A 26,381-nucleotide genomic window follows, 5' to 3' on the forward strand; every position below is an offset into this window, starting at 1 on the left:
CTGCCCGTGCTGCCCGTGCTGCCCGTGCTGCCCGTGCTGCCCGTGCTGCCCGTGCCCGTGCCCGTGCCCGTGCCGGGAGTCCGCCGGGCTGCCGGAATGCCTACGCTGCCGCCATGACGACGTTCGCCGATGGTGTCGACCTCGATCCGCGTACTCCCGTGATCGTCGGGGTGGGGCAGGCCTCCGAGCGGATCGGGGACGCCGGTTACGCCGCCCTCTCGCCCGTCGCCCTCGCTGCGGCCGCCGCCCACGCCGCCCTCCGCGATGCGCTGGCGGGGGTCCCCGCGGGCGCCGGGGCCGGCGGGGGTGTCGGTGGCGATGTGTCCGGCAGCGGGCTCGAACGTCCCCCTCGCGACGGGACGGTCGACGAGTCGGTCATCGCCGAGGGAATCGACGCCGTGGCCTTCGTGCGGCTCTTCGAGGACTCCGGCCTGGAGCCGCCGTCACCGCTCGGCCGAGCCGACAACGCCCCCCGCGCCGTCGCCCGCCGTCTCGGAGCCGACCCTGCGCGGGCCGTCCTCGGCGTGGGGGGCGGGCAGTCGCCCCAGAACCTCGTCCTCGAGTTCGCCGCCGAGATCGCCGCCGGGCGTGCGGAATCGGCGCTCGTGGTGGGGGCTGAGGCGCTGTCGTCGTCCCGGCACTGGGCGAGGTCGGCGGCGGACGGGGGACCGGAACCGCGCCGATCACCGACCGACGCAGGGAACGCGGGGGCACCGGAGGCGGCGCGACCGGACTGGCGCGAACGGGTCGGCGGTGAGGTGGAGGACCGGGGTCCCGGACTCACCGACATGACCTCCTCCCGCCAGGCCGCGCTCGGTCTCGACCACGCACCCGCCGCCTACGCGCTCTTCGAGAACGCCCGGCGCGCCCGGCTCGGCCTCTCGCGGGAGGACTACGCCCGCTCGATGGGTGAGCTGTTCGCCCCGTTCACGCATGTCGCGGCGGGGAATCCGCATTCGGCCGCCCCGACACGGCGGACCCCCGACGAGCTCGTCACGGTCACCTCGCGCAACCGCCTGGTCGCCGACCCCTACCCCCGCTTCCTCGTCGCCCGCGACCAGGTCAACCAGGGGGCGGCGGTGCTCCTCATGTCGCTCGGCCGGGCGCGCGACCTTGGCCTGGACTCGGCGCGGTTCGTCCACTGTCACGGGCATGCCTCGGTCACGGAGCGGCCTCTCATGGAGCGTGCCGATCTGTCGACGTCCCCCGCCGTCGGTCTCGCCGTCCGCACCGTCCTGCACGAGGCGGGCATCGCCGCCGCCGATCTCGACCTGCTCGACGTGTACTCCTGCTTCCCGATCGCGGTGTCGGTCGTGCGTGAGGCGCTCGGGATGGCGCCCGATGATCCACGCGGTTTCACCGTCACCGGCGGACTGCCGTTCTTCGGCGGCCCGGGCAACGACTACGCGCTGCACTCCCTGGCCGAGATGGTCGGTCGGCTGCGAGACCGCCCCGGCGCGCGCGGGCTCGTCACGGCGAACGGGGGCATCCTCTCGAGTCAGTCCATGGGCGTCTGGTCGACCGATCCCGCGCCCTGGCGTCCCGGCCGCGATGAGGCCCTCGCCGCCGAGGTCGCCTCCTGGCCGGCGCCGCCGACGATCGACACCCCACGGGGTCCCGCCCGCATCGAGACCTTCACCGTCGTCCACGGACGGGACGGCTCCCGGCGTGGCCTCGTCGTCGGCCGTCTCGACGAGGGCGACACCCGGTTCCTCGCGGCCGCCTCCGACGACACCGCGACCTGGCGTCTCCTCGACGCCGATCAGCCTGTCGGTGCCCCCGTCGTCGTCGGGGACGACGGGCTCGTCCGGGCGCCGTAGGCGCCGTCCGCACCCGGCCGATGAGATGCCTCGTGGGCCACGTGGCGATATCCGCGAAGTCGACGAGGTGGGCTCACCCTCCTCGAAGCTCCCACCTGCGGTGATGGAGAGGTGCCGGTCGGCGGGCGGGCCTCGACTCCGCTGGTATTGCCACATGCGGGACGACGACGGGTCGTGATCGGGGGTCGGTCAGGACGGCGTGAGTGGCGGAACGAGGCCGGCGGAGCAGCGAGACCGCGCGACGTGAGGCGCGTCATCGGACGCCATGGCGTCGCCCGACCAGCACACACGGAGTGAGGCCCCCTCACGAACGAGGGGGCCTCACCCGGACCGGCGGCGATCGCTCGGTCGGTGACCGTGGCTTCGGTGGTCACTCACCCACGGTGATGGACCTGCGGGTGTTCACCCGGCGACGGCGCGGGCGACGGCGCGACCGACCCAGCGGGCGCCGGACCCGAGGGTCGAGACGGGTGCGGTGCGGAGGTCCTCCCACGCACCGTCGGGCAGGGCGTACCGGAAGACCTTGCGCCACACCGACGCGTACTGGCGGTGCAGGGGCCCGGTGACGTAGGGCAGGTCGTACCGCTCGAAGATCACCTGCACGCGGGCGGCGATCTCGGCGTACCGGTTGCTCGGCAGGTCGGGGTACATGTGGTGTTCGATCTGGTGCGACAGGTTGCCCGTCATGACGTGGAAGAACGGGGAACCCGTGAGGTTGGCCGAGCCGAGGATCTGCCGCAGGTACCACTCGCCGCGCGACTCGCCCTCGATCGACTCGGTCGCGAACGTCGCGACGCCTTCGGGGAAGTGCCCGCAGATGATGACGGTGTTCGTCCACAGGTTGCGGGCGAGGTTGGCGGTGAGGTTCGCCGTGATCGTCGTGAGCCATGAGGGTCCCGACAGCAGCGGGTGAAGAACGTAGTCGCGCAGGACGTGGCGGCCGATCTTGCGGGCCACCTGCGGGGCGTCGCGACGGAACCGCTCGCGGGCCTCCGGGGTGCGCGCCTCGGGGTCCGAGAGGTACGCGACGAGGTTGAGGTCGTAGAAGGCGATCGAGTACTGGAACACGAGCGCGTTGAGCAGGTTCCACAGGGGCTGCCCGAGATAGATGGGCGACCACGGTTGGTCGGCGTCGACGCGGAGGATGCCGTAGCCCAGGTCCTCGTCCTGACCGATGACGTTCGTGTAGGTGTGGTGAAGCTCGTTGTGGCTGTGCTTCCACATCGCGGCCGGGGCGGCGTTGTCCCACTCCCACGAGGAGGAGTGGATGTGCGGGTCACGCATCCAGTCCCACTGGCCGTGCATGACGTTGTGCCCGATCTCCATGTTCTCGAGGATCTTCGCGACGGACAGGCCCGCCGTGCCGACGATCCACGCACCGGGGTGCAGCGAGAACAGCAGGACGACTCTGGAGGACGCCTCGAGGGTGCGCTGGATGCGGATGATCCGGCGGATGTAGGCCGCGTCGTCGGCACCGCGCGAGGCGAGGATCTCCTCGCGCAGCGCGTCGAGCTCGCGGCCCAACTCGTCGATCTGCTCCGGTGAGAGGTGACCCGCGGGGTCGATGTCACCGTCGTGCTTGGGGACCCAGTGGCGCGTGGTCGTGGCCCCGGCGATCCGCGACGACTGGGTGGGCGCGGTGGGTGGTGTGGGCGTGCGGGGCGCGGCGGCGTCGCCGGGCCCGGGTGCGGTGGTGGGGCGGGTGAGAGTCGTGGTCACGGTCGTTCTCCTGGTGAGGCGGGCGGTGGCCCGGTTGGTCGGTGTGGGCGCGGCGGGCGGTGGGTGAGAGCGGCCTCAGCCGTCGATCTCGCAGGGGCCCGCCGCGGCGGAGATGCAGGTCTGGATGCGGACGCCGTCGCCGCCTTCGGTGAGTTCGCCGGTGCGGAGGTCGCGCACGGTGCCCTCGCGCAGCGGCAGCGCGCAGCCGAAGCAGATGCCCATGCGGCACCCGGACGGGAGCAGGACCCCCGCCTCCTCGCCCGAGTCGAGGATCGGCACGTCGCCGGGGGCCTCGACGGTCGTCCCCGCGCGGGTGAACGTCACCTCGCCACCCGCGTCGTCGACGACGACCACGGCCGGGCGGAACCGTTCCACGTGGAACCGGTCGGCGAGCCCGGCGCCCTCCCAATGGGCGGCCGCCGCGTCGAGCAGGGCGGTGGGGCCGCAGGCCCATGTCTCACGGAATCGCCAGTCCGGCACGAGGTCGTCGAGTTCGGCGACGTCGAGCATCCCGTCGGTGTCGGTGTGTCGCTCGATCAGATGGATCCCGTTCTCCGCGGCGAGGGCCCGGAGGTCGGGACCGAAGACGACATCCTCGGGACGGGGTGCGCTGTGGACGACGACCACGTCCTGGATGTGCCACACGTGGTGTCGCAGCATCGCGATGACGGGGGTGATCCCGCTGCCGGCGGTGAGGAAGAGGATCCGGCCCGGCGGGACCGTCGGGAGGGTGAAGTCTCCGGTCGCCTGATCGAGGACGAGCAGGTCGCCCGGACCGGCGCGGTCCACGAGGTGCTCGCTCACCCGGCCTCCGGGGAGGCGTTTGACGGTGATCGAGATGGTGCCGCGTCGGGCGTCCGGGCCGTGCGTGAGGGAATACGCGCGCCAGTATCGGACGCCGTCGACGTCGACCCCGACGCGCACGTACTGACCGGGGACGTGGCCGCGCCACTTTCGGCCGACGCGGATGACGAGCGTCGTCGCGTCGGGCGTCTCGGGGTGGCGGGCGACGATGCGGCCCTGCAGGTCGGCGCCGAACGTGAGCGGCGCGATCATACCGAGGTAGTCGCTCGGCAGCAGGGGGGTGGTGGCGGCGCGGGCGGCGCGGAGCAGTCCGCCCCGCATCTGCGCGGGCAGACCGCCCCCTGCACGCGGTCCTGGGGAGATGAGCGAAGGCAGGGGAACGGCCATGAATCCAGCATCTTGGTTCGAGGCGGTAAAATCTTGACCGAATTACGTGAATCACTGTCGTATATTCGTTCCCTGGAGACGAAATGACGTCCTTGCCCGATCTTCCCGCCCGGCTCGACATCTCACCGGCCCTCGCCGACCGGCTCCGTCGGGAGCTGGGCACCCTCGCCGACGAGGCCGTCGACGCGATCATCTCGGAGGTGCCCGCCTACGCCCACCTCGGCGAACAGGACGGTGGACTGCTCCGTGAGGCGGTCTCGCTCGCGCTGGGCGCGTTCCTCACCCTCGCCTCCCAGCGGGACGACGCCGCCGTGCCGATCGCCCCGAGCACCTCCGGCGCCTACGACCTCGGACGCGGTGAGGCGCGCAGCGGACGGAGTCTCGAGGCGCTGCTCGCGGCCTACCACATCGGTGCGCGCGTGGCCTGGCGTCGCCTGTCGCGGGCCGCCGCGGACGAAGGCCTGTCGGCCCCCGCGGTCGGGGCCTTCGCCGAACTGGTCTTCGCCTACATCGATGCGTTGTCCGCCACGAGCGTGAGCGGCCACTCCGACGAGATCGCCAAGTCCGGCCGTGCCCGTGAGCGCTATCTGGACCGGCTCGCCGAGGCGCTCGCGGCAGGCGCGGACCCCCGCGACCTCGACGCCGCCGCCTCCCGTGCCGCGTGGAGGCCGCCGACGACGCTGACGGCCGTCGTGCTCCCCTCGGAGGCGGCGACGCGCGTGCGGCACCTCTTCGACGAACGCACACTCACAGCGAGTGGGGAGACCATCGGACTCGGCGAGGACACCGCCGTCCTTCTCCTGCCCGACGACCGGGACCGGGTCCGCACGAGGCGGACGCTCACGGGCCTGGGCGCCTCGATCGGGCCGGCTCGGCCGTGGCAGGAGGCGCACGCGTCGATCGCTCGGGCCATCCGGGGCGTGGACCTGCGGCGGCGCCCCTCCGACACGGTCGACACCGATCAACGCCTCGTCGACCTCGTCCTCACCGCCGACCCCGAGGCCCGCAGCGACCTGCGGGCGCGGGTCCTCGCGCCGCTGGACCGGCTGCGACCGACCACCCGCGATGCCGTCGAGGAGACCCTGCGGTCCTGGATGCTCCACCACGGGCGGCGCGCCGAGGTGGCGGCCGACCTGCACGTCCACCCCCAGACCGTCCGCTACCGGATGGGTCTCGCGCGCGAGTGCTTCGGGGATGCCCTCGACGACCCCCGCGTCACCCTCGCCCTCGTCGTCGCGCTCGGCGCCACCGCCCCGGGGCGGCCCGACCACTGAACACACCGGCCGCGGCGGGGGCGTGTCAGCGCGAGGGCAGGCCCGACGGTGGGCCGGAGGCGGGGGCGATCTCGCGCCGCGCCCCCCGATCGCGTCGACGGATGGTCCGCGGTGGGGTCGTGGATCGATGCCCCGGGACGGTGACGAGACCCCAGAGGAGTCTGCGATTCGGCCCTTGACCAGGCGTTTCGCGCACGACCAGCCGGCCTTCGCCGGTGCTCGGCGGCACCGGAGTGCGGTCGGCCTCACCGCGACTCGTCACCTCAGCCCGGCGTCGCCGCGACCGATGGGAGGTCGGGCGCGCCCAGGAGGGGCGGCGCCTGATCCGAGACGAGGGAACCGAGATGAGCGGCATGACCAAGGCGGCGCCCGTTCGGCGGACCGGGTGGTTCGCCGACCGGTCGATCAAGACCAAGATCGCCTCGGCGCTGGGTGTGCTGTTGCTCCTCACCCTGGTGATCGCCGGGGTGGGTGTCTCGTCGCTCAACTCCGCGCGGGCGAACCTCCACGACATCGTCGGGATGAACCGGACGTACAAGGAGACCCTCGACACGCTCGTCCTCGCCCAGATGCGCACCCGCATCCTCCTGCCCATGGTCGGCACGTCCCCGACGAAGACCGACCGGCAGCAGTGGATGTCGGAGATGGACAAGACCGACCAGATCATTGAGGACGCCACCGCGAAGCTCGAGGACGCCGGCATCACGTCCATCGCGCCCAGCTGGGCCACCTACCAGCAGGACTATGCGACGTGGACGGAGCAGCGCAAGAAGGTGACCGACGCTGGTCTGGCGATGAACTCGGCCGCGTTCCAGAAGGAGACCGCGGCCGCGGTTCCTCTCGTCAAGCAGTACAGCGCGTCGCAGGCGGCGACGAGCAAAGAGGTCGGCGACGCCTTCTACGCCCGGGCCGACGCCGCGGCCTCGCAGATCAGCACGGCGATCATCACCGTCATCGTCACCCTCGTCCTCGGGGCGGCGCTGAGCATCGCGCTCGGTCTCTACGCGGCGAACCTCGTCATCCGCCCCATCCGCAAGGTGGAGGAGGTGCTCGATCGGATGGCCGAGGGCGATCTGACGGCGCGGGCCGACGTCCACAGCCGCGACGAGGTCGGGCACATGGCCGGCTCCCTCACCCGCGCCCAGGACGCCATCGTCGCCGCCTTCGACGGCGTCGGCCGCACCTCCGGTCGTCTGCGCGAATCGGCCCATGAGCTCACCACGTCCGTCGACGGCTCCCGGGCCAACGCCCGGCAGGCCAGCATCGTGCTCGACACCGTGCGGGGCTCCTCCGACACGGTCTCCACCAACGTCCAGACGGTGGCGGCGGGGACCGAGGAGATGACCGCCTCGATCAGGGAGATCTCCAAGAGCGCCAACGACGCGGCCGGTGTCGCGGCGTCCGCGGTGGCGGTCGCCGACCAGACGAACGCGACGGTGGCCAAGTTGGGTCGTCGAGTGCGGAGATCGGTGAGGTCATCAAGGCCATCACGAGCATCGCGGAGCAGACCAACCTGTTGGCGTTGAACGCGACCATCGAGGCCGCTCGTGCGGGAGAGGCGGGCAAGGGTTTCGCCGTCGTCGCGAACGAGGTGAAGGACCTCGCGCAGGAGACCTCGAAGGCGACCGAGGACATCGGCCGCCGGGTGGAGGCGATCCAGGTCGACACCGAGGCGGCGGTCGCGGCGATCAGCGAGATCGGAGCGATCATCGCGCAGATCAACGACACGCAGGCCACGATCGCCTCGGCCGTGGAGCAGCAGACGGCCACGACCAACGAGATGGGCCGCAGTGTCCAGGATGCCGCCGGTGGCGCCGGGCGCATCGCCGAGGAGCTCACCCAGGTCTCCAAGGCGGCGGCCGATTCGGCCCAGCTCTCCGAGGAGCAGTCCGAGGGTCTTCATCGGCTGTCCGCGCTCGCCGACGAGCTGGACCGGCGGGTCCAGGACTTCACGTACTGAGGGGAACCACGCTCCGACCCGACGGCGGCCATGGTCGTACAGTGGGTCGCCCCGCGAACGTGAGGGCATCGAGACGTGGGGGCGTCGACCCGGGTCATCGGTCCGGCCCGACGCGGTCCCCGCTCGGTCGAGGAGGTCGACATGGCTCGGTACGAGGACGTCCACCCGGTGGACCCGCAGCGGCGGATCATCACCCGCACGGTCGAACGGCTGCGCGAGGGCGCGCTCATCGCCTACCCGACGAGTTCGGGGTACGCCCTCGGCTGCGCGATGGAGAACGTCGAGGGGCGCGACCGCATGCGGCGAATCCGCCACCTGCGCGACGATCACCACTTCACCCTCCTCTGCCGGGATTTCGCGCAGCTCGGCTCCGTCGTCGACGTGTCCAACGCCGTGTTCCGTGCCGTCAAGGCGGCCACCCCCGGGCCGTACACGTTCATCCTCCGGGCGACTCCCGAGGTGCCGCGGCGGCTCTCCCATCCCAAGAAGCACACCGTCGGTGTCCGGATCACCGACGACGCCCTCGCCCAGGCGCTGCTCGCCGAACTCGGGGAGCCGCTGCTCACGACGACCTTGATCATGCCCGGCGCGGAGGATCCGATGACCGAGGGCTGGGTGGTCAAGGACGAGCTCGACCACCTCGTCGACATCGTCCTCGACACCGGCGAGTGTGGCGTCGATCCCACGACGGTGGTCGACCTGTCGACCGGCACCGCCGAGGTCCTGCGCCACGGTGCGGGGGACGCCTCGCCGTTCGAGACGGACTGACACGGGGCCGTTGCGAGTCCGCAGTCCCGGTGGTGGACACGGTCGTTCGACCGTCGCGCCTTGTATCCATCCAGATCGCGATGCTCGGGGCGCCGGTGGGCGCCGACCGTAGCCTGGTCGAGTGAGACGGGTACGCACGTGGCCGGGGGCGACCCCGAGGAGATCGGATGTCCTCGTGCTCGTGGCGAGCCTGCCCCTGCTCGCCCTCAGCGCCGCGCCCGTGTGGCAGGCCGGGGGATCGCCGTGGCGCACGGCGTGCCTCGTCGCGCTCGTGGTGATGCACCTGTCGCTGCTCCTCCGCTCCGCGCTGCCGTGGGTGACGTACGCCGCCACGGGCCTCGGGGCCCTCGTGCTCCTCGCCTCGCCGGCGCTGCCGCCGACGGCGACGAGCCTGCCCGGCCCGCTTCCGCCCGTCCTCCTGCCGAGTTCGGCCCTGTTCGGGGTCGCGATCTACTCCGTCGCCGCCCACGCCCGCTCCTACCGTCCGCTGGCCGCGCTCGTCGGTGTCGCGGGCGCGATCGAACTCAGCGCCGCGCTGTGGAACGGGCTGCCGTGGTTGGTCTTCCCCACGATCCCCGAAGCATGGCGTGCGGCCGTCGGGTTCGTCGGCGCCACCCTCGCGCTCCTCGCCTACGCGTGCGGCCGTTGGCGCATGCTCGTCATCGAGCGCGGCGACCTCGACTCCTCGTGGTCGCGGGCGTCGCAGGAAGGTCACTCACGCGACCTCGACCTCGCGGTCACGCAGCAGCAGGCGCGGATGGCCGGGGAGGTGCACCGAGCGGTCGCCGCCCATCTCGAGGACATCCTCGACCAGGCCCGCGAGGGGCGCAGGGCCGCGCGCCGCGCCCCCGGTCTCGCCGCCGACGCCCTCGCCGACATCACGACCTCGGGTGAGGAGGCCCTCGGCCGGGTGCAGACCCTGCTCGCCCTCCTCGACGCGCCCGACCCGCACGACGCCCTCGCGCGGGAGGCGAGCACCTCGGTCCTCGCCCCGGAACACGCCCTCTCCCCCCAGCCGCAGCTCGCGGACCTGCCGCGACTCATCGACGCCGCCCGCGGCGCCGGGCTCGCGGTGACGCTCGAGATGGGCGGGGAACGTCGCGACCTCTCCGTCGCGGGTCAGCTCGCGCTCTACCGCACCGTGCAGGAGGGGCTGACGAACACCGTGCAGCACGCCGGACCCGGCGCCGTCGCGCACGTCGAGTTCGACTGGGAGGGGCCGGAGGCGGAGGTCGTCGTCGAGGACGAGGTGCCCGCCCACCGGGACGCGCCCGCACTGGGGGAGTCGCTGTTCACCGAGGCCGACTACGTCGAGGGGCGAGGCCTGCGGGCGGTCCGTGAACGCCTCGAGGCCCTCGGGGGATACCTCGAGGTGGAGCAGCTCGCCGACGGCTACCGCGTTCGCGGCGTCGTCCCTCGCGACGCCCACCTGCTGCCGGGGTGAGCTGTCGGAGCGATCGGTGCGGGTGACCGGACCGGCGTGGGGTCGGCGTGGGTCGGGTCGGGGTCGGCCTCGACATCGTGGGCGTGACGTGGGCGCCGTCGTGGCCGTCCTCGGGGAGCGTGCCCGCCCCCGGCCTGCCTGCGCGCGCACGGCCGGCGCCCACGTGTTCCCACTCGACTGTGCGGGGCGCCGCGCATCGGCGCCGCCTGCGTGCTCAGTGCCTCTCGTCGTCGCCGCCACGATCGCCGTCGCCGTCGCCGGACCTCGGCTCGAGGGGCTCTCGCATGACGAGCACCGCCTGGGCGGCACCGCCGACGGGGAGGAACACGTGGGGCTGGTCGGCGGCGTAGGCGAGCTGTCCGCCGGTCGTGAGGGTGCGGGGCGTGCCCGCGGCACCGGCCTTCAGCGACCCGGCCACGACCGTGAGGTACCCGCGAACGCCCTTGCGGCAGGCCCGACTCCGCACCCCCGAGGTGATGCGCAAGCGATAGACCTCGACCCGGGTGTCCTCCTCCTCCCACGAGCCGATGAGTCGGGACTCCAGCCCCGCCGAGGGCGGGAGGAGCTGGGGGTCACCCGACCCCCGCTCCTGGAACAGATCGGGCATCGGCACGCCGAGGCCCGAGGCGATCTTGGCGAGCGTGTCGAGGCTCGGGGTGCGCATCGTGCGCTCGAGGTCGGTGACGGTGCCCCGCCCCACGCCGCTGAGCTCGGACAACTCGGTGACCGAGAGGCCCTGGTCGCGGCGCTCCGCCCGGATGCGGGCCCCCAGGCGCTCGACCGCGTCTCCCACGGGTGATTCGTGCATCGGTCCCTCCTCCCTCCTGCGCGCTCGACAGTACGCGAGCCCGCTGACAATCGATCACCGGAGGCGAGGAGGCCGGACTCGGACGGATCGAGGTGACCCGTGCACCTTCACCGGCAATCGCACTACGGTGGGCACGTGACCGACGAATCGCTCCGCACCTCTGTGACCATGGCCGCCCTTGCGGGAGGCACCGTCGCGGCCTGGACGGCCCTGCCCGAGTACGTCGACGGGCGGTGGAAGCGTCTCGCCGCCCGCGGGGCGCTGCTCGCCACGTCCTCCGTCGGCGTGGTCCTGGCCAGTGACTCCGAGCCCACCCCACACCCCGATCGCGACGAGAAGCTCGCCGCGCTCAGCCGCCGACTCGAAGACCCCGTGCAGCGCACGGCGATCTGGCTGATCGCGCTCGTCGGGCTCTCGGCGGTCTCCTCCATCGAGGAGAAGGCGCTCGACGCCGCCGCCGCCCGGTTCGAGGCCCGAGGGGCCCGCTCGCCGCGTACCTCGCTCGGTCTCGCTCTCGGCGCCATCGCCGCGGGCACGCAGCTCGCCCCGCCGTCCAAGAAGTCGACGAAGGCGTGAGCCCCGCCCCCCGACGTGGGGTCAGGGGCGCCCGTTGAAGACCGGGGGGCGCTTCTCGAAGAACGCCGCGAAGCCCTCCTGAGCGTCGGCGCCGACGGCTCCCGCGGCCATCGACTCGATCGCCAGGTCGTAGGCGGCGCGCTGGTCGAGGCCCACCTGTGCGTAGAACGCCTTCTTGCCCATGCCCCGGCCCTCCGCGCTGCCGCGGGTCACACGGGCGACGAGGTCGGCGACCGCCGCGTCGAGTTCCCCATCCGGCACGGCGCGGTTGACGAGTCCCCAGTCCGCGGCGGTGGCGGCGTCGATCGGGTCGCCGGTGAGGGCGAGTTCGAAGGCCCGCTTTCGCGAGACGTTGCGGGACACGGCGACCAGGGGCGTCGTGCAGAACAGCCCGCCCTTGCCCCCGGGGAGGGCGAACCCGGCGGACTCCGCGGCGATCGCGAGGTCGCATGCGGCGACGAGCTGGCACCCGGCCGCGGTGGCCAGAGCGTGGACCCGCGCGATCACGGGCTGGGGGATCTGCTGGACGGCGTCCATCATCTCCGTGCACAGCGTGAAGAGGGCGCGGGTGGCGGCGAGGTCGGCGCCCGCCATGTCGCGGAAGTCGTGGCCGGCGGAGAACACCGGTCCCTGCGCCGCGAGGACGACCGCGAGGGTGTCGCTGCGCCCCGCCTCGCGGATCGCGTCTCGCAGGTCGGTCATCATCGCGATCGAGAGGGCGTTGCGCTTGTCGGGGCGGGCGAGGGTGATCGTCGTCGTGTCACCGTCGCGGGTCTGGAGGACGTTGGTCGTGGCGGCCATGCCTGAAGCATCGGCCGGATCGGACTCCCCTGTCGACCTCCGAGGCGGCCCGAGCACGGTGAGCCGGGGACGGTGAGCGGCGAGCGGCCGACGGGTCCCGGCGAGCGGGCGGACCACTGCCGCACGGGTGCCGTGACCGCCGGCGCCGAGGGGTGAGGGCGGCCCGTGTCGGGGAGGCCGCATCGGACGGCCCTCAGCGCGCTCGCCGTCGGTCCCGGCGCGCGCCGTCTCGCAGTGCGGATACCCCCGTGAATACGAAACGGGATCGTTGGCTAAGGTCGAGGGGACGGCGTCGCGACGGAGTCGACCCGAGGCCCCGTGGGGCCCCTCGTCGCGCCGGCCACGACGCCCGCCCGAGTTCGTCGACGAGAGGAAACTCATGGACGTCTACACCCTGCCCGACCTTCCCTACGACTACACCGCGCTCGAGCCGCACATCAGCGGCCGCATCATGGAGCTGCACCACGACAAGCACCACGCGACGTACGTCAAGGGCGCGAACACGGCGCTGGAGAAGATGGCCGAGGCCCGCGAGGACGGCACCATCGCCGACAAGGCGCTGCTGCTCAGCCGCAACCTGCAGTTCAACCTCGGTGGGCACACGAACCACTCGATCTTCTGGAAGAACATGAGCCCCGACGGCGGCGACAAGCCGACCGGCGAGCTCGCCTCCGCGATCGACGAGTTCTTCGGCTCCTTCGAGGCGTTCCAGGCGCACTTCACCGCCGCCGCCACGACGATCCAGGGCTCCGGCTGGGCCGTGCTCGGCTACGACCAGATCGGCGGCCGTCTCGTCCTGCAGCAGATGGAGGACCAGAGCAACGGCGTCACCGCCGGCCTCATCCCCGTCGTCATGCTCGACATGTGGGAGCACGCCTTCTACCTCGACTACCAGAACGTGAAGCCGGACTACGTCAAGGCCTGGTGGAACGTCGTCAACTGGGCCGACGCCCAGCAGCGCTTCGAGAACGCCCGCACCGGCACGCCGCTCATCGGCTGACCTGCGCGAACACGACCGACGGCCGCCATCCCTCATCGGGGTGGCGGCCGTCGGCGCGTTCGGGCGCGGTGGCTCAGCCGACCCGCGCCGCGCGGTCGAGGGCGGCGGTGAGGTCGAGGAGCACGTCCTCGACGGCGTCGATGCCGACGGAGAAGCGCAGCAGGCCGTCGCCGATCCCGGCGACCTCGCGGGCCTCGGGCGTCATCGAGGCGTGGGTCATCGTCGCGGGGTGGGCGACGAGCGACTCGACGCCACCGAGGGACTCGGCGAGCGTGAACACGTCGAGCCCGCCGACGAACGCCGCGACGGCGTCCAGGCCCCCGACGAGGTCGGCGCTCACCATGCCCCCGAACCCGTGCTGCTGGCGGGCGGCGATGTCGTGTCCGGGGTGGCTCAGCAGCCCGGGGTAGTAGGTGCGGGCGACCGCGGGGTGGCTCTCGAAGAGCTCGGCGACGGCGGCGGCGTTGCGCTGATGCGCCTCCATCCGGACCGCGAGGGTGCGCAGCCCGCGCAGGGTCTGCGCCGAGTCATAGGGGCTCGCGGGGAGGCCGAGCACGTTGGCCCACCAGGCGACGTTCTCGGCGAGGTCCTCGGTGGCGGAGACGACCGCGCCGCCGACGACGTCGCTGTGCCCGTTGACGTACTTCGTCGTCGAGTGCACGACCGCGTCGACGCCGAACGACAGCGGCCGCTGCACGAGCGGGGAGCAGAACGTGTTGTCGGCGACGACCTTCGCACCCGCCGCGTGGGCCGCGCTCGTCACGGCCTCGAGGTCGGTGAGGCGCAGGAGGGGGTTGCTCGGTGTCTCGACCCAGACGAGCGCCGGGGACTGTGCGAGCGCGGCCTCGTAGGCCGCGGAGTCGGTGAGGTCGACGGTGATCATCCGCAGGTCACCGCGCTGGTGGAGGGAGTCGAACAGACGCCACGTACCGCCGTAACAGTCATGCGGGACGACGACCGCGCCGCCCCGATCGAGCAGGGCGTAGAGGACGTTCGTGATCGCGGCCATGCCGCTCGCGGTGATCGTCGTGCCCGCCCCACCCTCGAGGGTCGTGATCGCCTCGCCGAGGACGTCACGGGTCGGGTTGCCGGAGCGCGTGTAGTCGTAGGCGGGGGTCTCCCCGAGGGTGGAGAACGCGAAGGTGCTGCTCAGATACATCGGCGGCACCACCGCGCCATGGGCGGAGTCGGTGCCGATGCCGGCACGCAGGCCACGGGTGAGGCGGGAGATGTCGCTCATGTCTGCTCCTTCGCTGCGGTTCGGCAACACGATCGGTGCGACCCGGCGGCGGAGAACAGCGGGACGGCAGGTGACGCCCCGACCCATCTTCCGGCGGGCGCGTACGCCCTCCGCAGGAGTTGGCACCGAACCCGCTCCGCTCGCGGAGACGGGAGGTTGCCCCGGCGTCGTCGGGCCTGTCCCTCGGCCGGTCTGGATGGATGAGGGATCACCGTAGCCCCCGACCGACGCCCGAGGGCGGGCCCGGTCCACGATGTGGAATCCCGGTCCCGCCCTCGAGACGGTGCGCCGTCCGGTGACGACCGCGGTGACCGTCGCCGCGTCAGGGCTTGAGCACGACCTTGAGGCAGCCGTCCTGCTTCTTCTGGAACTTCTCGTAGTACGCGGGGGCCTCCGACAGTGCGGGGCGGTCGGTCGCGAGGTCCTCGAGGCCGAAGACGTCACCCTCCTCGGTGATGATGCGGAGCAGGTCGTCGGTCCACCGCTTGACGTTGGCCTGACCCATACGGAGCGTGAGCTGACGGTCGAACATGTCCATCATCGGCAAGGGGTCGGCCGCGCCGCCGTACACGCCCGAGATCGACACCGTGCCGCCGCGGCGGGCCGAGCCGATCGCGGTGAGGAGGGCGTCGAGGCGGTCGATGCCGGCCTTGTCGACGGCCTTGCGGGCGAGCGGTCCGGGTAGTTTGCCGGCGAGACCGATGACCTGCTCGGCGATGGGGTTTCCGTGGGCTTCCATGCCGACGGCCTCGATGGACGCGTCGGCGCCGCGTCCCCCGGTCATCTCGCGGACGACGTCGGTGACCTCGCCGTCGACGTCGCGCGCGTCGATCGTCTCGACGCCGTGACGCGCCGCCGTCGCGAGTCGGTCGGCGACGAGGTCGATGCCGATGACCCGTTCGGCGCCGAGGTGGAGCGCCGCGCGGGCGGCGAGCTGGCCCACCGGCCCGAGGCCGACGACCGCGACCGTGCTGCCCTTCTCGACCCCGGCGTACCGCACGGCCTGCCAGGCGGTCGGGAGGATGTCCGACAGGTACAGGTAGCGCTCGTCCGGCCCGTCCTCCGGAACGACGATCGGGCCGTACTGCGCCTGCGGCACCCGCAGGTATTCGGCCTGTCCGCCGGGCACCGCGCCGTACATGCTCGTGTACCCGAACAGGGCGGCCCCCTTGTCCTGGGAGTGGTCCGCGGTCGTCTCGCACTGACTTTGCAGGTCGTGGGTGCACATCCAGCAGTGGCCACAGGAGATGTTGAACGGGACGACGACGCGGTCGCCCACCTTCAGCCGACCCGCGGCCTCCGAGCCGACCTCCTCGACGATGCCCATGGGCTCGTGACCGAGGATGTCGCCGGGCCGGAGGTAGGGGCCGAGAACCTTGTAGAGGTGCAGGTCCGAGCCGCAGATCGCGGTCGAGGTGACGCGGATGATCGCATCGGTGGGCTCCTCGATGCGGGGGTCGGGGACCTCCTCGATCGTGACCTTCTCGGTGCCCTGCCAGGTGAGTGCCTTCATGATGTCTCCTTCTCGCGCACGCGGTCCGTCGGTCGCGTCCCCGATCACTCCGGACGCCGTGGTGGCGCCGACCCCGAGGGGACCGTCGTGCCGTGCTGATGCCCCCGACGCGACCACCTCGAGCCGGTGGCCGGATGAGGCGTCGCCTCAGGGAGGACCCCTGTGCGGGGTGCCGTTCCGCCCATACCCACGTCCTCGCAGGTTCATCCGGGTGCCTCCGGTTCGACCGGACCGGCTGGGGTAAGGGAACCCCATGGAGCACACCACGGCCGGCACGGCGGCCTCCCGTCCCACCGACGACGCCTCCCTCGCGCCCGTCGCCCTCGTCGCCGGGGCTTCGCGAGGTCTCGGACTCGTCATCGCCCGCGAGCTCGCACGCCGGGGGCATCGCGTCGTGGGACTCTCCCGCGATCCCGACGCCCTCGCCGGCGCCGCGGAGACGATGCGGGGGTGGGGATACGAGCTGCACACGACGGTCGCCGACGTCCGTGACGACGCCCGTCTGCGGGAGGTCGTCGCCCAGGTCGAGGCCGAACACGGCCCGATCGAGGTCGCGATCCACGTCGCGGGGGTCATCCAGGTCGGTCCCGAGGAGTGTTTCGAGCGCGCCCACTACGAGCAGGCCATCGACACGATGCTGTGGGGGCCCGTCAACCTCACGCAGGCCGTCCTGCCCGGCATGCGGGCCCGCCGCCGGGGTCGACTCGGCGTCGTCACCTCGATCGGCGGCATGATCAGCGTCCCGCACCTCGTGCCCTACTCGACGGCGAAGTTCGGGGCGGTCGGCTACACCCGCGGTCTCGCCGCCGAGCTCGCCGGTACCGGCGTCACCGCGACGACCATCGTCCCCGGGCTCATGCGCACCGGCTCTCACGTCCAGGCCGAGTTCGTCGGGAACGCCGAGGCCGAGTACGCGTGGTTCGCCCCGGGCGCCGCGATCCCGCTGCTCTCCATGGACGCCGAACGCGCCGCCGCGAGGATGGTCGACGGCGTCCTCGCGGGGCGGAGCCTGCTGCTGCTCTCCCCGCTCACCAAGATCGGCGTCCGCGTCCACGGTCTCGCCCCCGCGACGACGGGGGCGTTGCTCTCGGTGATGGCGAGGGTCCTGCCCGCCTCTCCTCGCCGAGGGGGTGGCGAGACGGTCCTCGGGCACGACGCGCGTGCCCGGTCGTCCTCGGACCTCCTCGAGAGGCTGACGACCCTCGGGACCCGTGCCTCGGCCCGGTTCAACGAGAACCGTCGTCCGCGCCCGGCCAGCGACGCCCGTGTCGGCGGCGGAAGCGGTGAGCGCCCTCACCTAGGCTGAGGCGATGGGCGGGGTGTTCGGGATCACCGGGATCGGCACGGCGCTGATCGCGTGGGCCCTCGCGATCGGTGGCATCGCGGCCGTCACCCGTTCGTGGCCGAGACTCGCCCGCCCGGGGGGCGTCGCGATCGCCGAACGCATCCTCGCGCAGCTGCTCGTCACGGTGCTCCTCGCGCTCGCCGTGGGGGTCACGGTCAACCGCGCCGGGTTGTGGTTCGTCTCCTGGCGCGACCTCGCGTCGGTCGTCACCGGGCCGCCCGCCGGCGACCTCACCCAGCACGGCGCCGAGCTGCCGCCGCCCCCCACCACCCTGTCCCGGTCCTGGGGTGCGGCGGACGTCGAGGTGGTCCCGTCGAAGGAACCGAGCATCGACGCCCATACCGGCCTGCGGGTCTACCGGGTCGCCGGCCGCGCGAGCGGGTACACGGGCACGGTCTACGCCTGGGTGCCTCCTTCGGGCGCCGTCCGTTCGGCGCTGCAGGTGTTCCACGGCTACCCCGTCTCCGCGCAGAGCGCGTTCGCCAACCTCGGACTCGGCCGCCACGCCGCAGGCGTCCTGCGGCACACCGTCGTCCTCATCCCCGACTGGTCGCCGGGCGAACTCGACAGCGAATGCGTCGACGGCCCGGCGGTCAAGATGGAGACCTGGTTGACGACCGACGTCCCGGCCTGGGCGGTCGCGACGTTCGGCGTCCGGCCCCAACGCGAGGCCTGGGCCACCCTCGGCTACAGCGCCGGCGGCTGGTGTGCGGCGATGGCGACGATGCGGCACCCCCGCACCTACGCCGCCGGCATCAGCATGGGCGGGTACATGCGCCCCGAGTTCGCCTCGTCCTACCGGCCCGTCGACCCCGTCGGAGGGCCGTACGATCTGCCGCTGCTCGCGCGCCGTGAGACTCCGGACGTCGCCCTGCTGGTGCAGTACTCGGAGCACGACGTCCACGTCGCCCCCTCGAGCCGGGAACTCGTCGCCGCGGCACGTCCCCCGCTCTCGGTGACACAGTGGTCGACCCCCGACTCCGGTCACCGCGTGGGGGCCTGGAAGCCGCTCATCCCACGGGCGCTCGCGTGGCTGGATCACGCCGTGCCCGATTACGCCTGAGCCGCACCCGGCGAGCGCCGACGTCAGCGCCGACGCAGGCGCCGCCTCGAGGTGGGGCCGGGTGACGACGACCGAGCCGACCCGCCGACCCCTCGGCGTCGCAGGACCGCGAGCGCGAGGTCCGGGCGGTCGGTGACGAGACCGTCCACGCCCAGGTCGAGCAATGCCTCCATCGTCGCCTCGTCGTCGATCGTCCACACATGCACCTGGGCGCCGACGTCGTGGGCCCGGCGGACGAACTCGCGCGTGACGACGCGCAGCCGCAGGGGTCCGGCCGCGAACGTCATCGGCACCTGGTAGGCGACGGCCGGGGAGTGCAGGAGGCGCCATCCGACGGGCGCGTAGCGCAGCCACGCGATGCCGACGCGTCCGGCGGACGTCGCCACCCGTCCGCGGGTGCGGAGGCGGAAGGACCACAGGCGTCGCTCGGAGAACGACCCCACGCAGGCGCGTCGTCCGCGTCGTGGGTCGGCGAGCACGGTCGCGAGGAGCGCGATCGCGCCCGGCGCCTTGATGTCGATGGTGAACGTCGCGCCCGGCAGGGCGTCCATGAGGTCGGCGAGGAGGGGGACGGGTTCACCACCGACCCGGGCGGACTGCACGGCCGACCACGGCAGCTCGGCGACCGCGCCACTCGTGTCGCTCACCCGGTCCAGGCGGTCGTCGTGCAGGGCCACGAGCACCCCGTCGGACGTCGCGTGCACGTCGGTCTCGAGGTGATGCGCACCGGCGTCCCAGGCGGCGCGAAAGGCCCGCAGGGTGTTCTCCCGGCCGATGTTGCCGGGCATGAGCGCGCCGCCCCGATGTGCGATGACATGGGGCGGCGCGTCGAAGGGGGTCACGGGGTCAAGCATCGCCCATCGGGCGGCGACTCCGTGGGGTCGAGCTCGTCCGGGTGGACTCAGCGCATCGGAAGGATCGAGTACGCCTGGCGGCTGGCCTCGACCGAGCCCAGGTGGCGGCTGTGGTGGAGCGGCGACACGATCGCGTCGGCGCTGCTGGGGCGGCTGCCGACGACGGTCAGGGCGGCGACGACGGCCAGAACGATGAAGAAGAAAGCGAACATGATGGACCCCCTCGGGAAGTGGTGTGAAAAAGGTCGCGGAGGGTGCGGCATCACGAGGTCGGGGACGGCATTGTCGGCCAGGTTCGTGGTGGCCCGCGTGGCGGGCTCGGCGCAGCGACATGTCCATTGTGGCCGTGTCAACTGATAAACACAAATAACGTTCGATGCACCCAACCATGTAGAGTTGCTTCATGTTCGACACCCGCCGCCTGCAGTGCCTCCAGGCCGTCCACGTGCACGGATCCGTCCTCGACGCGGCCCTCGAGCTGGGACTCACCTCCTCGGCCGTGAGCCAGCAGATCAGCAAGCTCGAGAAGGAGGTCGGCACCCGGTTGCTCGAGCGCGCGGGTCGGGGCGTCGTCCTCACCGACGCGGCGAGGATCCTCGTCGAGGCCGCCGACGAGATCTCCGCCGTCACCGATCGCGCGACCGCCCGTCTCGAGGACCTGCGTCACGACCTCAGCGGCACGCTGCGCGTCTCCTCCTTCCCCAGCGTCATCGGTCCCTTCGTGGCACCCGCCCTCGCCACCATGAAGGCCGATGCTCCCGACCTCACGGTCCACCTGCACGAGATGTTCCCCGAACGCGGCCGGGAGGCGATCCTCGGCGGCCACCTCGACATCGCGCTCATCCACCTCTGGGGCGAGGCGCGTCCCGCGCTGCCGGCGGGGTTCGCCTCGACGGCCGTCGCCGACGACCCGATCGAGGTCCTCCTCCCGGCGGGCCACCCCCTCGCCGAGCAGGAGACGGTGGCGCTGGAAGACCTCGTCGACGACGCGTGGGTGACCGACGACCTCGAGGGGTTCTGCCGCGGTTGGCTCGTGCGCCGGATGTCGACGTTCGGTCGACGGCCCCGCATCGAGCACCTCGTCGACGAGATCGCCGGGCAGCTGGCCCTCGTGTCGGCGGGGCTGTGCAACGCGCTCCTGCCACGAATCGCGTTCGGGGAGCTGCCGCCCGGGATCCGTCACCTCCCGCTCGTCGGTGAGACCCCCTTCCGCCGCCTCCACCTGCTGTACCGCGAGTCGTCGGCCGGTCGGCCGGCGGTCCGCCGGTTCCTCGCCGAGATGGAGGAGCGGGTGTCCGGATCATGGACACCACCGGGGGTGTGAACGCGTCCGGGCCGTAAGGGTTGTGCCAGGTGGTCGTGTCGGTGCCCCCCGTCGTGCGCCGGGCCTGGATACCGTGGCGCCCGTGGACCCACTCAGCGCACTCCTCGACGCCGACGACCGGGTGGTCGACGTCGTCCTGGCCGCGCCGTGGTCGATCGCTCTCGGTGACCGCGACGAGGCGATGATCCTCGCCGTCTCCGCCGGGGCGGTCTGGTGCCACCGTGACGAGGGGGAACCGGTCCTCCTCGAGGCCGGGGACGTCGCCCTCGTCCGTGCAGGTGCGGCCCGCGTCCTCGGACACTCGGCGCACTACCCGGGCGACGAACTCCACGCCTCGCGCCGGTTCCGGGTGGAGGGGGCCGCTCCCGGCGGGGAGACCCACCTGTTCATCCGGCGTCTGTCGACGAGCGACCGGGCGGCCGCCGACTTCGTCGCGAGCCTGGGCCGTGAGCAGGTGTTCACCGCCGCGCGGGACAGTCACGTGTGGCAGGTCCTCACGGAGGAGTCGCGGCACCTCGCGAGCGGCCGCTCGGGGGTGCTCGCCCGGCTCATCGATCTCGTGTTCGTCGAGGCGGTCAGGCGCTGGGCCGCCGACGGCGAGGCACGAGGGTGGGCACGCGCCGTCCTCGATCCCCTCGTGGGAGCGGTGCTGCACCTCTTCCACGCCGAGCCGGACCACCCGTGGACGCTGGAGGAGATCGCCGACCGCGTCGGCACCACCCGCACGTCGATCTCGCGGCGGTTCGAGATGTTCGTCGGCGAACCGCCGATGACCTATCTGCGGGAATGGCGTCTCTCGCGGGCGGCCTCGATGCTCACCCAGGGCGAGAACGTCCCGGCTGCGGCACGGCTCAGCGGGTTCGAGGACCCCTTCGAGTTCAGCGCGGCGTTCTTCAAGAAGTACGGGGTCTCACCGGCGCGGTACCGCACGGGTGGCACGGCCGACACGGCCTGAACGACACGGCCTGATCGACACGGCCTGATCGACACGGGTGTCGACGTACGGATCTCGACCGCACGGATGTCGAGCGGGTGGCCGGCCCGGGGCCGGCCACCCGACGGGGACTTCCCCCCGCTCAGGACTGCGGCTCGGCCGCGGGAGCGCGGTAGTGGGTGCCGAGGTGGGCGGCGACCTCGTCGCAGCGCACCGACCTCGGGACGGAGATCTCGTGGAGGACCAGAGCGTCGTTGACGCTCCCGGCGTCCTTGCGGACGGACGCGACTGCCGATTCCGCTGCGGCACGCGTGGCGTACCAGCACCAGTTCGACAGGTGTCGCCGGCGGCCTTCGCCGCTCGGGGTGCACCGCGCGAGGACCCACACGGACCGGGTCGACCCCGTCACGCCCGGCGGGCGACGGTGGATGATCTCGGCGGCGCGAAGGATGGCGGCGTCGGGCTCGTTGACCTCCTCCATCACGGCGGCCTCGAGCGGATATGGCAGCCGCGACCACTCCGCGACGTATTCGTCCGCCTCCTGATCGGTGTTCAGTGACTGGACCTCGGGCACGTGCTCATCTCCTCGATCGGGCAGTTGCCTGCACCTGGGCGGGAACAATCGTGGCATGTCCGGCTGGAGCCGTGACGGCCTCCCGTCCCTCCTCCCACGGTCGCACAGGCGGCAGGGCCCACACACGGGGGCCCTCGGGTGACGGTGCTCGCACGAATCCGCTTGTCGGGGAGTCGGCTTCGACGAGCGCAGAGCGCACGGTCACGGGGGTGGGGCGCGCCCCAGGTGTGACGCGTTCGAGACCTTCGTCGACCACGCCGTAGGCGTGGTCGACGCCCACCAGAGCAGTGCGCCAGTCCCCGAGGTCCTCCACCCGTCCGGCGTCCACGTCGACGAGGCTGCGTCCGAGGATCCCCCAGGACCCCGAGGCCGATGGCGCCCACGTGGGGTGCCGGGAGGGGATGTAGGCGTCCTGGAAGGTGGCCCGAACCGCGACACCGTCGTGGTGGACGGCGAGACGAGGACGGACCGGGTCGGGATGGGCGAGGAGGATCGAGGATCCGACCATGCCGACGACCGCGGGCGCCGCCCTCGGGTGGTCACCGGGCGCACCGAGAGGCTCCCACGGGGTCGGCTCGCCCGGCACGGTCGCGGGGCCGAGGTGCCACCAGCCCGCCGGTGACGCAGCGAGGACCGTGCCGTCCTCCCGCCCCGCGAGCGCCGTCGCGCCCGTGGGGATGTCGACCTCGGCCACACCGTCGGCCGTGACGATCCCGGCCCGGGTCGTCGTGATGCGGACCATCGGGGCGGTGCCTTCGGTGACGAGCTCTGAGCGTGGCGGGATCTCGACGTCGGCGAGGACCCGGCCGTCGGCCACGGCCCACACGAGCGCGCGGCCACCGACCTGCACGGCGAACGCCTCGACCCCCTCCAGTCGGGTGAGCGCCGGTCCGGCCGTGAGGTCGCCCTCGGGGAGCGCAGCGCTCCAGAGAGGACGCCCCGAGGCGGCGTCGACGACCTGAACGGTGTGGGCGGCGGTGGCGAACGCCACGGCCGGGTCGTCGGCGCGGGACGTCCCGTCGGTGGGGGACGTCCCGTCGGTGACGGGCGTGCTGTCTGCCGTGTCGCGGCCTGCCCCCTCGCGACCGGTGACGGCGACCCTCGTGGCCGGATCGAGGGGAGGGCTGGCCCACGTGGCGTGAGTGGCCCACCCGTCCGGCGGCGCCTGCGGGAACGGCAGTCCCGTGACGACCGGCTCGACCGTCGTCGCGGGTCCTCGGCCGATCAGCGTCGCGGCGCCGATCGTGCCGAGGCCGAGGGCCGTGCACAGCGCGACCGGCAGGATCCACCCCCCGCGGCGCCGGGCGAAGCGTCGCGCTCGCGGTGCCGGGGTGTCGTCGAGGTCGGTGTCGTCGAGGTCGGTGGCGGCAGGGAAGGGCTCGGCGGCGGCATCGACGGTCGCCCCGGCGACGGCCGTGGGCTGAGGCGCGGGGCCGGCCACGGAGTCGGATCGCGGCCCGACCTCCGACCGGCGCCCACGTGTGGCGGTCGGTGCCCGCTCGGGTTGCGGCCAGGGGTCATCCCGTTCGGCCCAGTCCCATTCGTCGGTCTCGTCCCGTCGATGGGCGAGGGCGCGGAGGGAGGTCGCGGTCGGGGGCGGCGGCATCCCCGGACCGGGAGGGACGTCGGCGGACGTCCCCGTCCCCGCCACCGGGGTGTCGTCGGCGCTCTCACCGGGGACGTCCCCCTCGCCGGCCACGGTCGATGCGGTGGCGCCGGTGGCGGCTGTGCCGGTGGCGGAGTCGTGCGTGACTCCCGGAGCGCCGGAGCAGCTCGCCTCGCCGTCGGCCTCTCGCGCGCGACCCGGGTTCGCCGCGCCATCCGCCGGTCCTCGCGGGGCGCGGCTCTGCCCGAGGACCCGGAGTCGGCCGCCCGGCCACGCCTCGACGTGGAGGACGACGCCGCTGGGAGTGTGGATGTCGACTGCGCGAGGATCGACGAGGTCGGTGAGCACGGTGCGCAGCGCCGCCTCGCGGGCGGACTCGCCCTCGGCCCGGGCGACCGGCACGTCGTCGACGGAGGCCGTCTCGCCGTCGTCGGTCTCCTCGATGCGGACGAGGACGGGACGTCGCATCTCAGAACAGCGCGCGGTAGGCCTCGGCCATGGCCGGGGGCACATCCGCCGGTTCGGTGTAGGCCTCGTAGGCGAGGGCGTCCTTCGCCGCGACGCGGGCGACCCAGTCGTGGACGTTGCGGATGTAGGCGGCGTTGACGGCGCGGTCGGGCGTCGCGCCCGGGTGGACGCCCCACCGCGCCACGGCGACGCGCCGACCGCGATCGTCGGCGAACGCCGCCCAGTAGTTGAGTCCGTACGCGCCGTTGACCTGTTCGGCCCACGGACGCCCGTCCGCCGTCGCATCGACGCCGACGATGTCGACGAGGTCGTGCTCCGGCCAGGCCGCGAGAACGGACTCCCCGGGCATCCCCGGCTGGGAGCCGAGCGCAGGCGTCCACTGGAAGACGACGTTCGGTGCGGTCGCCTTCACCGTGCGGGCGACCTCCGACCAGCACTGCGCGTACGTCCTCGGGTCTCCGCTCCACGGTGTGCCCTCGCGGTTCATCCCGGTGCCGAGGTCGACGATCGGAGCGTTCGGCAGCGAGCGCAGCACCGCCGCGAACTCCCGCCAACGGGTGCGGTACTCACCCGAGGCGCAGTCCTGCAACGAGGCGCCGGCAGTCGGCAGCAGCGGCGTCGTGAGCACGAGGCGCGCCTTGCCGCTCCGGACCGGGGTCAGCGCGCTCGCCGCGGTGAGGCTGCGCCACGAGGTGCCGTCCAGCGGCACGACGAGGACGTCCGCGGGTCGATGGCGCTCGGCGTCGAGGTCGTCGCCGTTCCCGTCGCGGACGATTCCGCTCGGCCAGTCGACGGCCGGCCGCGTCGAGCGCGGTGAGGGGACGACGGCGGACGGCGTCGGCGCGGTCCGGTCGTCGGTGCCGGCCGAGGGGACCGAGGTGTAGTCCCGCGGAGGCAACGGCCCCGGGACGAGGCGTGAGACCTCGTCATCCTCGTCCTGCGCCCGGGGCGTCGGGGTCGTGAGTCCGGGCACGCGGGGTGCCGGGATCATGTGCAGCGGACCGGCAGTCGGTGTGGGCGCGGCCGTGTTCGCGGGCGGGGTCGGGGTCGACGGCGTCTGGGGCGCGTCCCGCGTCTCGGGCGCGTCCCGCGTCTCGGTGGCGTCCGGTGTCCCCGACGGCTGCCTCGAGGTCGGCGGCGTCTCCCGTGGCTGCGGCGCCCGGATGGGCGGTGTCGAGTTGGGCTTCGGAGCCTGGGGGGTACGGGCCGGTGTCGCCGTGGCCGTCGGTTCGTCCTCGGTGCCCCCGCGGAGCCGGCCTGTCTCGTTCTCCATCCGGGTGGATCTGTCCCGCAGGGTCGTCGGGCCTGCGGTGGAGCCGCCCGACGTCGCCCCTCGGCGGGTGCGGTCGTCTCCCTCGGCCGACTCGCCGCGTCCGGTGCGCAGGGTGGTCCTCCGGGGCGAGGTGCCGGACGAGACGCCGCGGCGGGACGAGGCGGTGCGGCGGGACGCGGCGGTCTCGTCATCGGGCCGGCGGGAGGACTCCCGGTCCGTCGGCGGGAGTCCTAGAGGCATGCGCGCCGAACTTGGACCATCGAACTACTCGTTCTAGGTCACTCATCGGCGTGGCGCACGTCCCGCCAAGCTTTTCCTCGGCAAGCACAGGGATCCGGGTCCAAGCGTGATCGCCTCCGCTCGAGTGCCGGGTGCGGCTTTCAGGAGATCCGATGCGTCGAGACGTTCGAGATGGTTGACGGCATGCGACCAAGCCCGCCGAAGCCGACGGGAGTGCTTCTGGGCGCTTACGTGAGTCGTGACTCGAACCGATTGATCTCTTCGTCGTCGCGGACCGAACACCAGCATTTGCCCAGCTCGAAGCCGGCCTTGCGCCGGAGCCGCAGGTGCCGCGACGGCAAGCATCGTCAACCCCGGCCCGGCACGTTGCTCGCCCTTCCCCGGGCCGGACTCACGGGCCCCCTCAGCCGGCGCGCCGTCCTCGCTACTGCCCGACATGCCGGCAACCCGGGCGTGCGGGACGCCCGGGCTGTCGTCTGTGCTCAGCGCCCCGCTCTCGTGGGAGCGCTGGGTGTTAGCGCTGGAGGGGGGTGTAGAAGACGAGGCCGTTGCCCTGCGAGTCGTAGACCACGGCGCGGCGTTCGTG

At 72.8% G+C, this 26,381-nt stretch carries 23 protein-coding genes and 1 riboswitch; of the genes, 12 read left to right on the forward strand and 11 right to left on the reverse strand.

Annotated elements, in window-relative coordinates; genetic code table 11:
* Positions 1–113: 113 nt before the first annotated feature.
* Positions 114–1,820, forward strand: a complete 1,707-nt coding sequence (locus RT054_RS14435) for an acetyl-CoA acetyltransferase (RefSeq protein ID WP_313024887.1) — start codon at positions 114–116, stop codon at positions 1,818–1,820.
* A gap of 402 nt (positions 1,821–2,222) precedes the next feature.
* Here RT054_RS14435 and RT054_RS14440 read toward each other — a convergent pair whose 3' ends face one another.
* Positions 2,223–3,539 carry a fatty acid desaturase family protein gene (locus RT054_RS14440; protein ID WP_396837316.1) on the reverse strand — a complete coding sequence of 439 codons (1,317 nt, stop codon included), beginning with the start codon at positions 3,537–3,539 and terminating at the stop codon, positions 2,223–2,225.
* A 75-nt stretch (positions 3,540–3,614) separates the two neighbouring features.
* Entirely contained in the window at positions 3,615–4,730 is a 1,116-nt protein-coding gene (locus RT054_RS14445) for a ferredoxin reductase (protein WP_312717543.1), read from the reverse strand.
* Positions 4,731–4,813: 83 nt separating this feature from the next.
* Here RT054_RS14445 and RT054_RS14450 point away from each other — a divergent pair, with 83 nt between their 5' ends.
* From RT054_RS14450 to RT054_RS14470, 5 genes are all read left to right on the forward strand, one after another.
* Entirely contained in the window at positions 4,814–6,004 is a 1,191-nt protein-coding gene (locus RT054_RS14450) for a helix-turn-helix domain-containing protein (RefSeq protein ID WP_313024890.1), read from the forward strand.
* 344 nt (positions 6,005–6,348) lie between these two features.
* Positions 6,349–7,530, forward strand: a complete 1,182-nt coding sequence (locus tag RT054_RS14455; protein WP_313024894.1) for a methyl-accepting chemotaxis protein — start codon at positions 6,349–6,351, stop codon at positions 7,528–7,530.
* Positions 7,500–7,964 (forward strand): methyl-accepting chemotaxis protein, encoded by a 465-nt coding sequence (locus RT054_RS14460; protein WP_313024940.1) that lies wholly within the window; start codon positions 7,500–7,502, stop codon positions 7,962–7,964. Before RT054_RS14455 ends, RT054_RS14460 begins: the two co-directional genes overlap by 31 nt.
* Positions 7,965–8,105: 141 nt before the next feature.
* Positions 8,106–8,732: an L-threonylcarbamoyladenylate synthase gene (locus RT054_RS14465; protein ID WP_312717547.1), complete on the forward strand. Its 627-nt coding sequence runs from the start codon at positions 8,106–8,108 to the stop codon at positions 8,730–8,732.
* A gap of 181 nt (positions 8,733–8,913) precedes the next feature.
* On the forward strand, positions 8,914–10,176 hold the full coding sequence (locus RT054_RS14470) for a hypothetical protein (protein ID WP_313024897.1): 1,263 nt from the start codon (positions 8,914–8,916) through the stop codon (positions 10,174–10,176).
* A 214-nt stretch (positions 10,177–10,390) separates the two neighbouring features.
* On the opposite strand, the gene RT054_RS14475 is transcribed toward RT054_RS14470, so the two are convergent.
* Complete coding sequence (locus RT054_RS14475; RefSeq protein WP_313024900.1) at positions 10,391–10,984, reverse strand: helix-turn-helix transcriptional regulator; 594 nt, start codon at positions 10,982–10,984, stop codon at positions 10,391–10,393.
* Positions 10,985–11,119: 135 nt separating this feature from the next.
* Here RT054_RS14475 and RT054_RS14480 point away from each other — a divergent pair, with 135 nt between their 5' ends.
* Entirely contained in the window at positions 11,120–11,560 is a 441-nt protein-coding gene (locus tag RT054_RS14480) for a hypothetical protein (RefSeq protein ID WP_313024902.1), read from the forward strand.
* Positions 11,561–11,581: 21 nt separating this feature from the next.
* On the opposite strand, the gene RT054_RS14485 is transcribed toward RT054_RS14480, so the two are convergent.
* Positions 11,582–12,361 carry an enoyl-CoA hydratase-related protein gene (locus RT054_RS14485; RefSeq protein ID WP_312717551.1) on the reverse strand — a complete coding sequence of 260 codons (780 nt, stop codon included), beginning with the start codon at positions 12,359–12,361 and terminating at the stop codon, positions 11,582–11,584.
* A 379-nt stretch (positions 12,362–12,740) separates the two neighbouring features.
* Here RT054_RS14485 and RT054_RS14490 point away from each other — a divergent pair, with 379 nt between their 5' ends.
* The gene (locus RT054_RS14490) at positions 12,741–13,361 is read left to right on the forward strand and encodes a superoxide dismutase (protein ID WP_312717553.1); all 621 of its coding nucleotides are present in this window, start codon (positions 12,741–12,743) and stop codon (positions 13,359–13,361) included.
* A gap of 73 nt (positions 13,362–13,434) precedes the next feature.
* On the opposite strand, the gene metB is transcribed toward RT054_RS14490, so the two are convergent.
* Positions 13,435–14,601, reverse strand: coding sequence for a cystathionine gamma-synthase (gene metB / locus RT054_RS14495; RefSeq protein WP_312717555.1), 1,167 nt, complete (start codon positions 14,599–14,601; stop codon positions 13,435–13,437).
* Between the two features lie 80 nt (positions 14,602–14,681).
* Positions 14,682–14,804, reverse strand: a riboswitch (SAM riboswitch).
* Positions 14,805–14,923: 119 nt separating this feature from the next.
* Entirely contained in the window at positions 14,924–16,114 is a 1,191-nt protein-coding gene (locus RT054_RS14500; RefSeq protein WP_313024907.1) for a zinc-dependent alcohol dehydrogenase, read from the reverse strand.
* Positions 16,115–16,367: 253 nt separating this feature from the next.
* On the opposite strand from RT054_RS14500, the gene RT054_RS14505 reads away from it, so the two are divergent.
* Positions 16,368–17,420 carry an SDR family NAD(P)-dependent oxidoreductase gene (locus RT054_RS14505; protein WP_313024910.1) on the forward strand — a complete coding sequence of 351 codons (1,053 nt, stop codon included), beginning with the start codon at positions 16,368–16,370 and terminating at the stop codon, positions 17,418–17,420.
* A 4-nt stretch (positions 17,421–17,424) separates the two neighbouring features.
* The gene (locus tag RT054_RS14510; RefSeq protein ID WP_313024912.1) at positions 17,425–18,522 is read left to right on the forward strand and encodes a hypothetical protein; all 1,098 of its coding nucleotides are present in this window, start codon (positions 17,425–17,427) and stop codon (positions 18,520–18,522) included.
* A 23-nt stretch (positions 18,523–18,545) separates the two neighbouring features.
* Here RT054_RS14510 and RT054_RS14515 read toward each other — a convergent pair whose 3' ends face one another.
* Both RT054_RS14515 and RT054_RS14520 read right to left on the reverse strand, forming a co-directional pair.
* On the reverse strand, positions 18,546–19,364 hold the full coding sequence (locus tag RT054_RS14515) for a glycerophosphodiester phosphodiesterase family protein (RefSeq protein ID WP_313024915.1): 819 nt from the start codon (positions 19,362–19,364) through the stop codon (positions 18,546–18,548).
* 59 nt (positions 19,365–19,423) lie between these two features.
* Positions 19,424–19,588: a hypothetical protein gene (locus RT054_RS14520; protein ID WP_312717561.1), complete on the reverse strand. Its 165-nt coding sequence runs from the start codon at positions 19,586–19,588 to the stop codon at positions 19,424–19,426.
* 191 nt (positions 19,589–19,779) lie between these two features.
* On the opposite strand from RT054_RS14520, the gene RT054_RS14525 reads away from it, so the two are divergent.
* Positions 19,780–20,700, forward strand: coding sequence for a LysR family transcriptional regulator (locus RT054_RS14525; protein WP_313024918.1), 921 nt, complete (start codon positions 19,780–19,782; stop codon positions 20,698–20,700).
* Between the two features lie 82 nt (positions 20,701–20,782).
* Positions 20,783–21,655, forward strand: a complete 873-nt coding sequence (locus tag RT054_RS14530; RefSeq protein WP_313024921.1) for an AraC family transcriptional regulator — start codon at positions 20,783–20,785, stop codon at positions 21,653–21,655.
* A 121-nt stretch (positions 21,656–21,776) separates the two neighbouring features.
* On the opposite strand, the gene RT054_RS14535 is transcribed toward RT054_RS14530, so the two are convergent.
* Genes RT054_RS14535 through RT054_RS14545 form a run of 3 tightly spaced genes read right to left on the reverse strand, consistent with a single transcriptional unit; the run spans position 21,777 to position 25,273 of the window.
* The gene (locus tag RT054_RS14535) at positions 21,777–22,208 is read right to left on the reverse strand and encodes a hypothetical protein (RefSeq protein WP_312717565.1); all 432 of its coding nucleotides are present in this window, start codon (positions 22,206–22,208) and stop codon (positions 21,777–21,779) included.
* Between the two features lie 4 nt (positions 22,209–22,212).
* The gene (locus tag RT054_RS14540; RefSeq protein WP_313024925.1) at positions 22,213–24,282 is read right to left on the reverse strand and encodes a hypothetical protein; all 2,070 of its coding nucleotides are present in this window, start codon (positions 24,280–24,282) and stop codon (positions 22,213–22,215) included.
* Between the two features lies 1 nt (position 24,283).
* Complete coding sequence (locus RT054_RS14545; RefSeq protein ID WP_313024927.1) at positions 24,284–25,273, reverse strand: hypothetical protein; 990 nt, start codon at positions 25,271–25,273, stop codon at positions 24,284–24,286.
* Positions 25,274–26,381 lie beyond the last annotated feature (1,108 nt).

It is taken from the genome of Mobilicoccus sp., from assembly GCF_032060985.1.
In the GTDB taxonomy this organism is placed as follows: domain Bacteria; phylum Actinomycetota; class Actinomycetes; order Actinomycetales; family Dermatophilaceae; genus Mobilicoccus.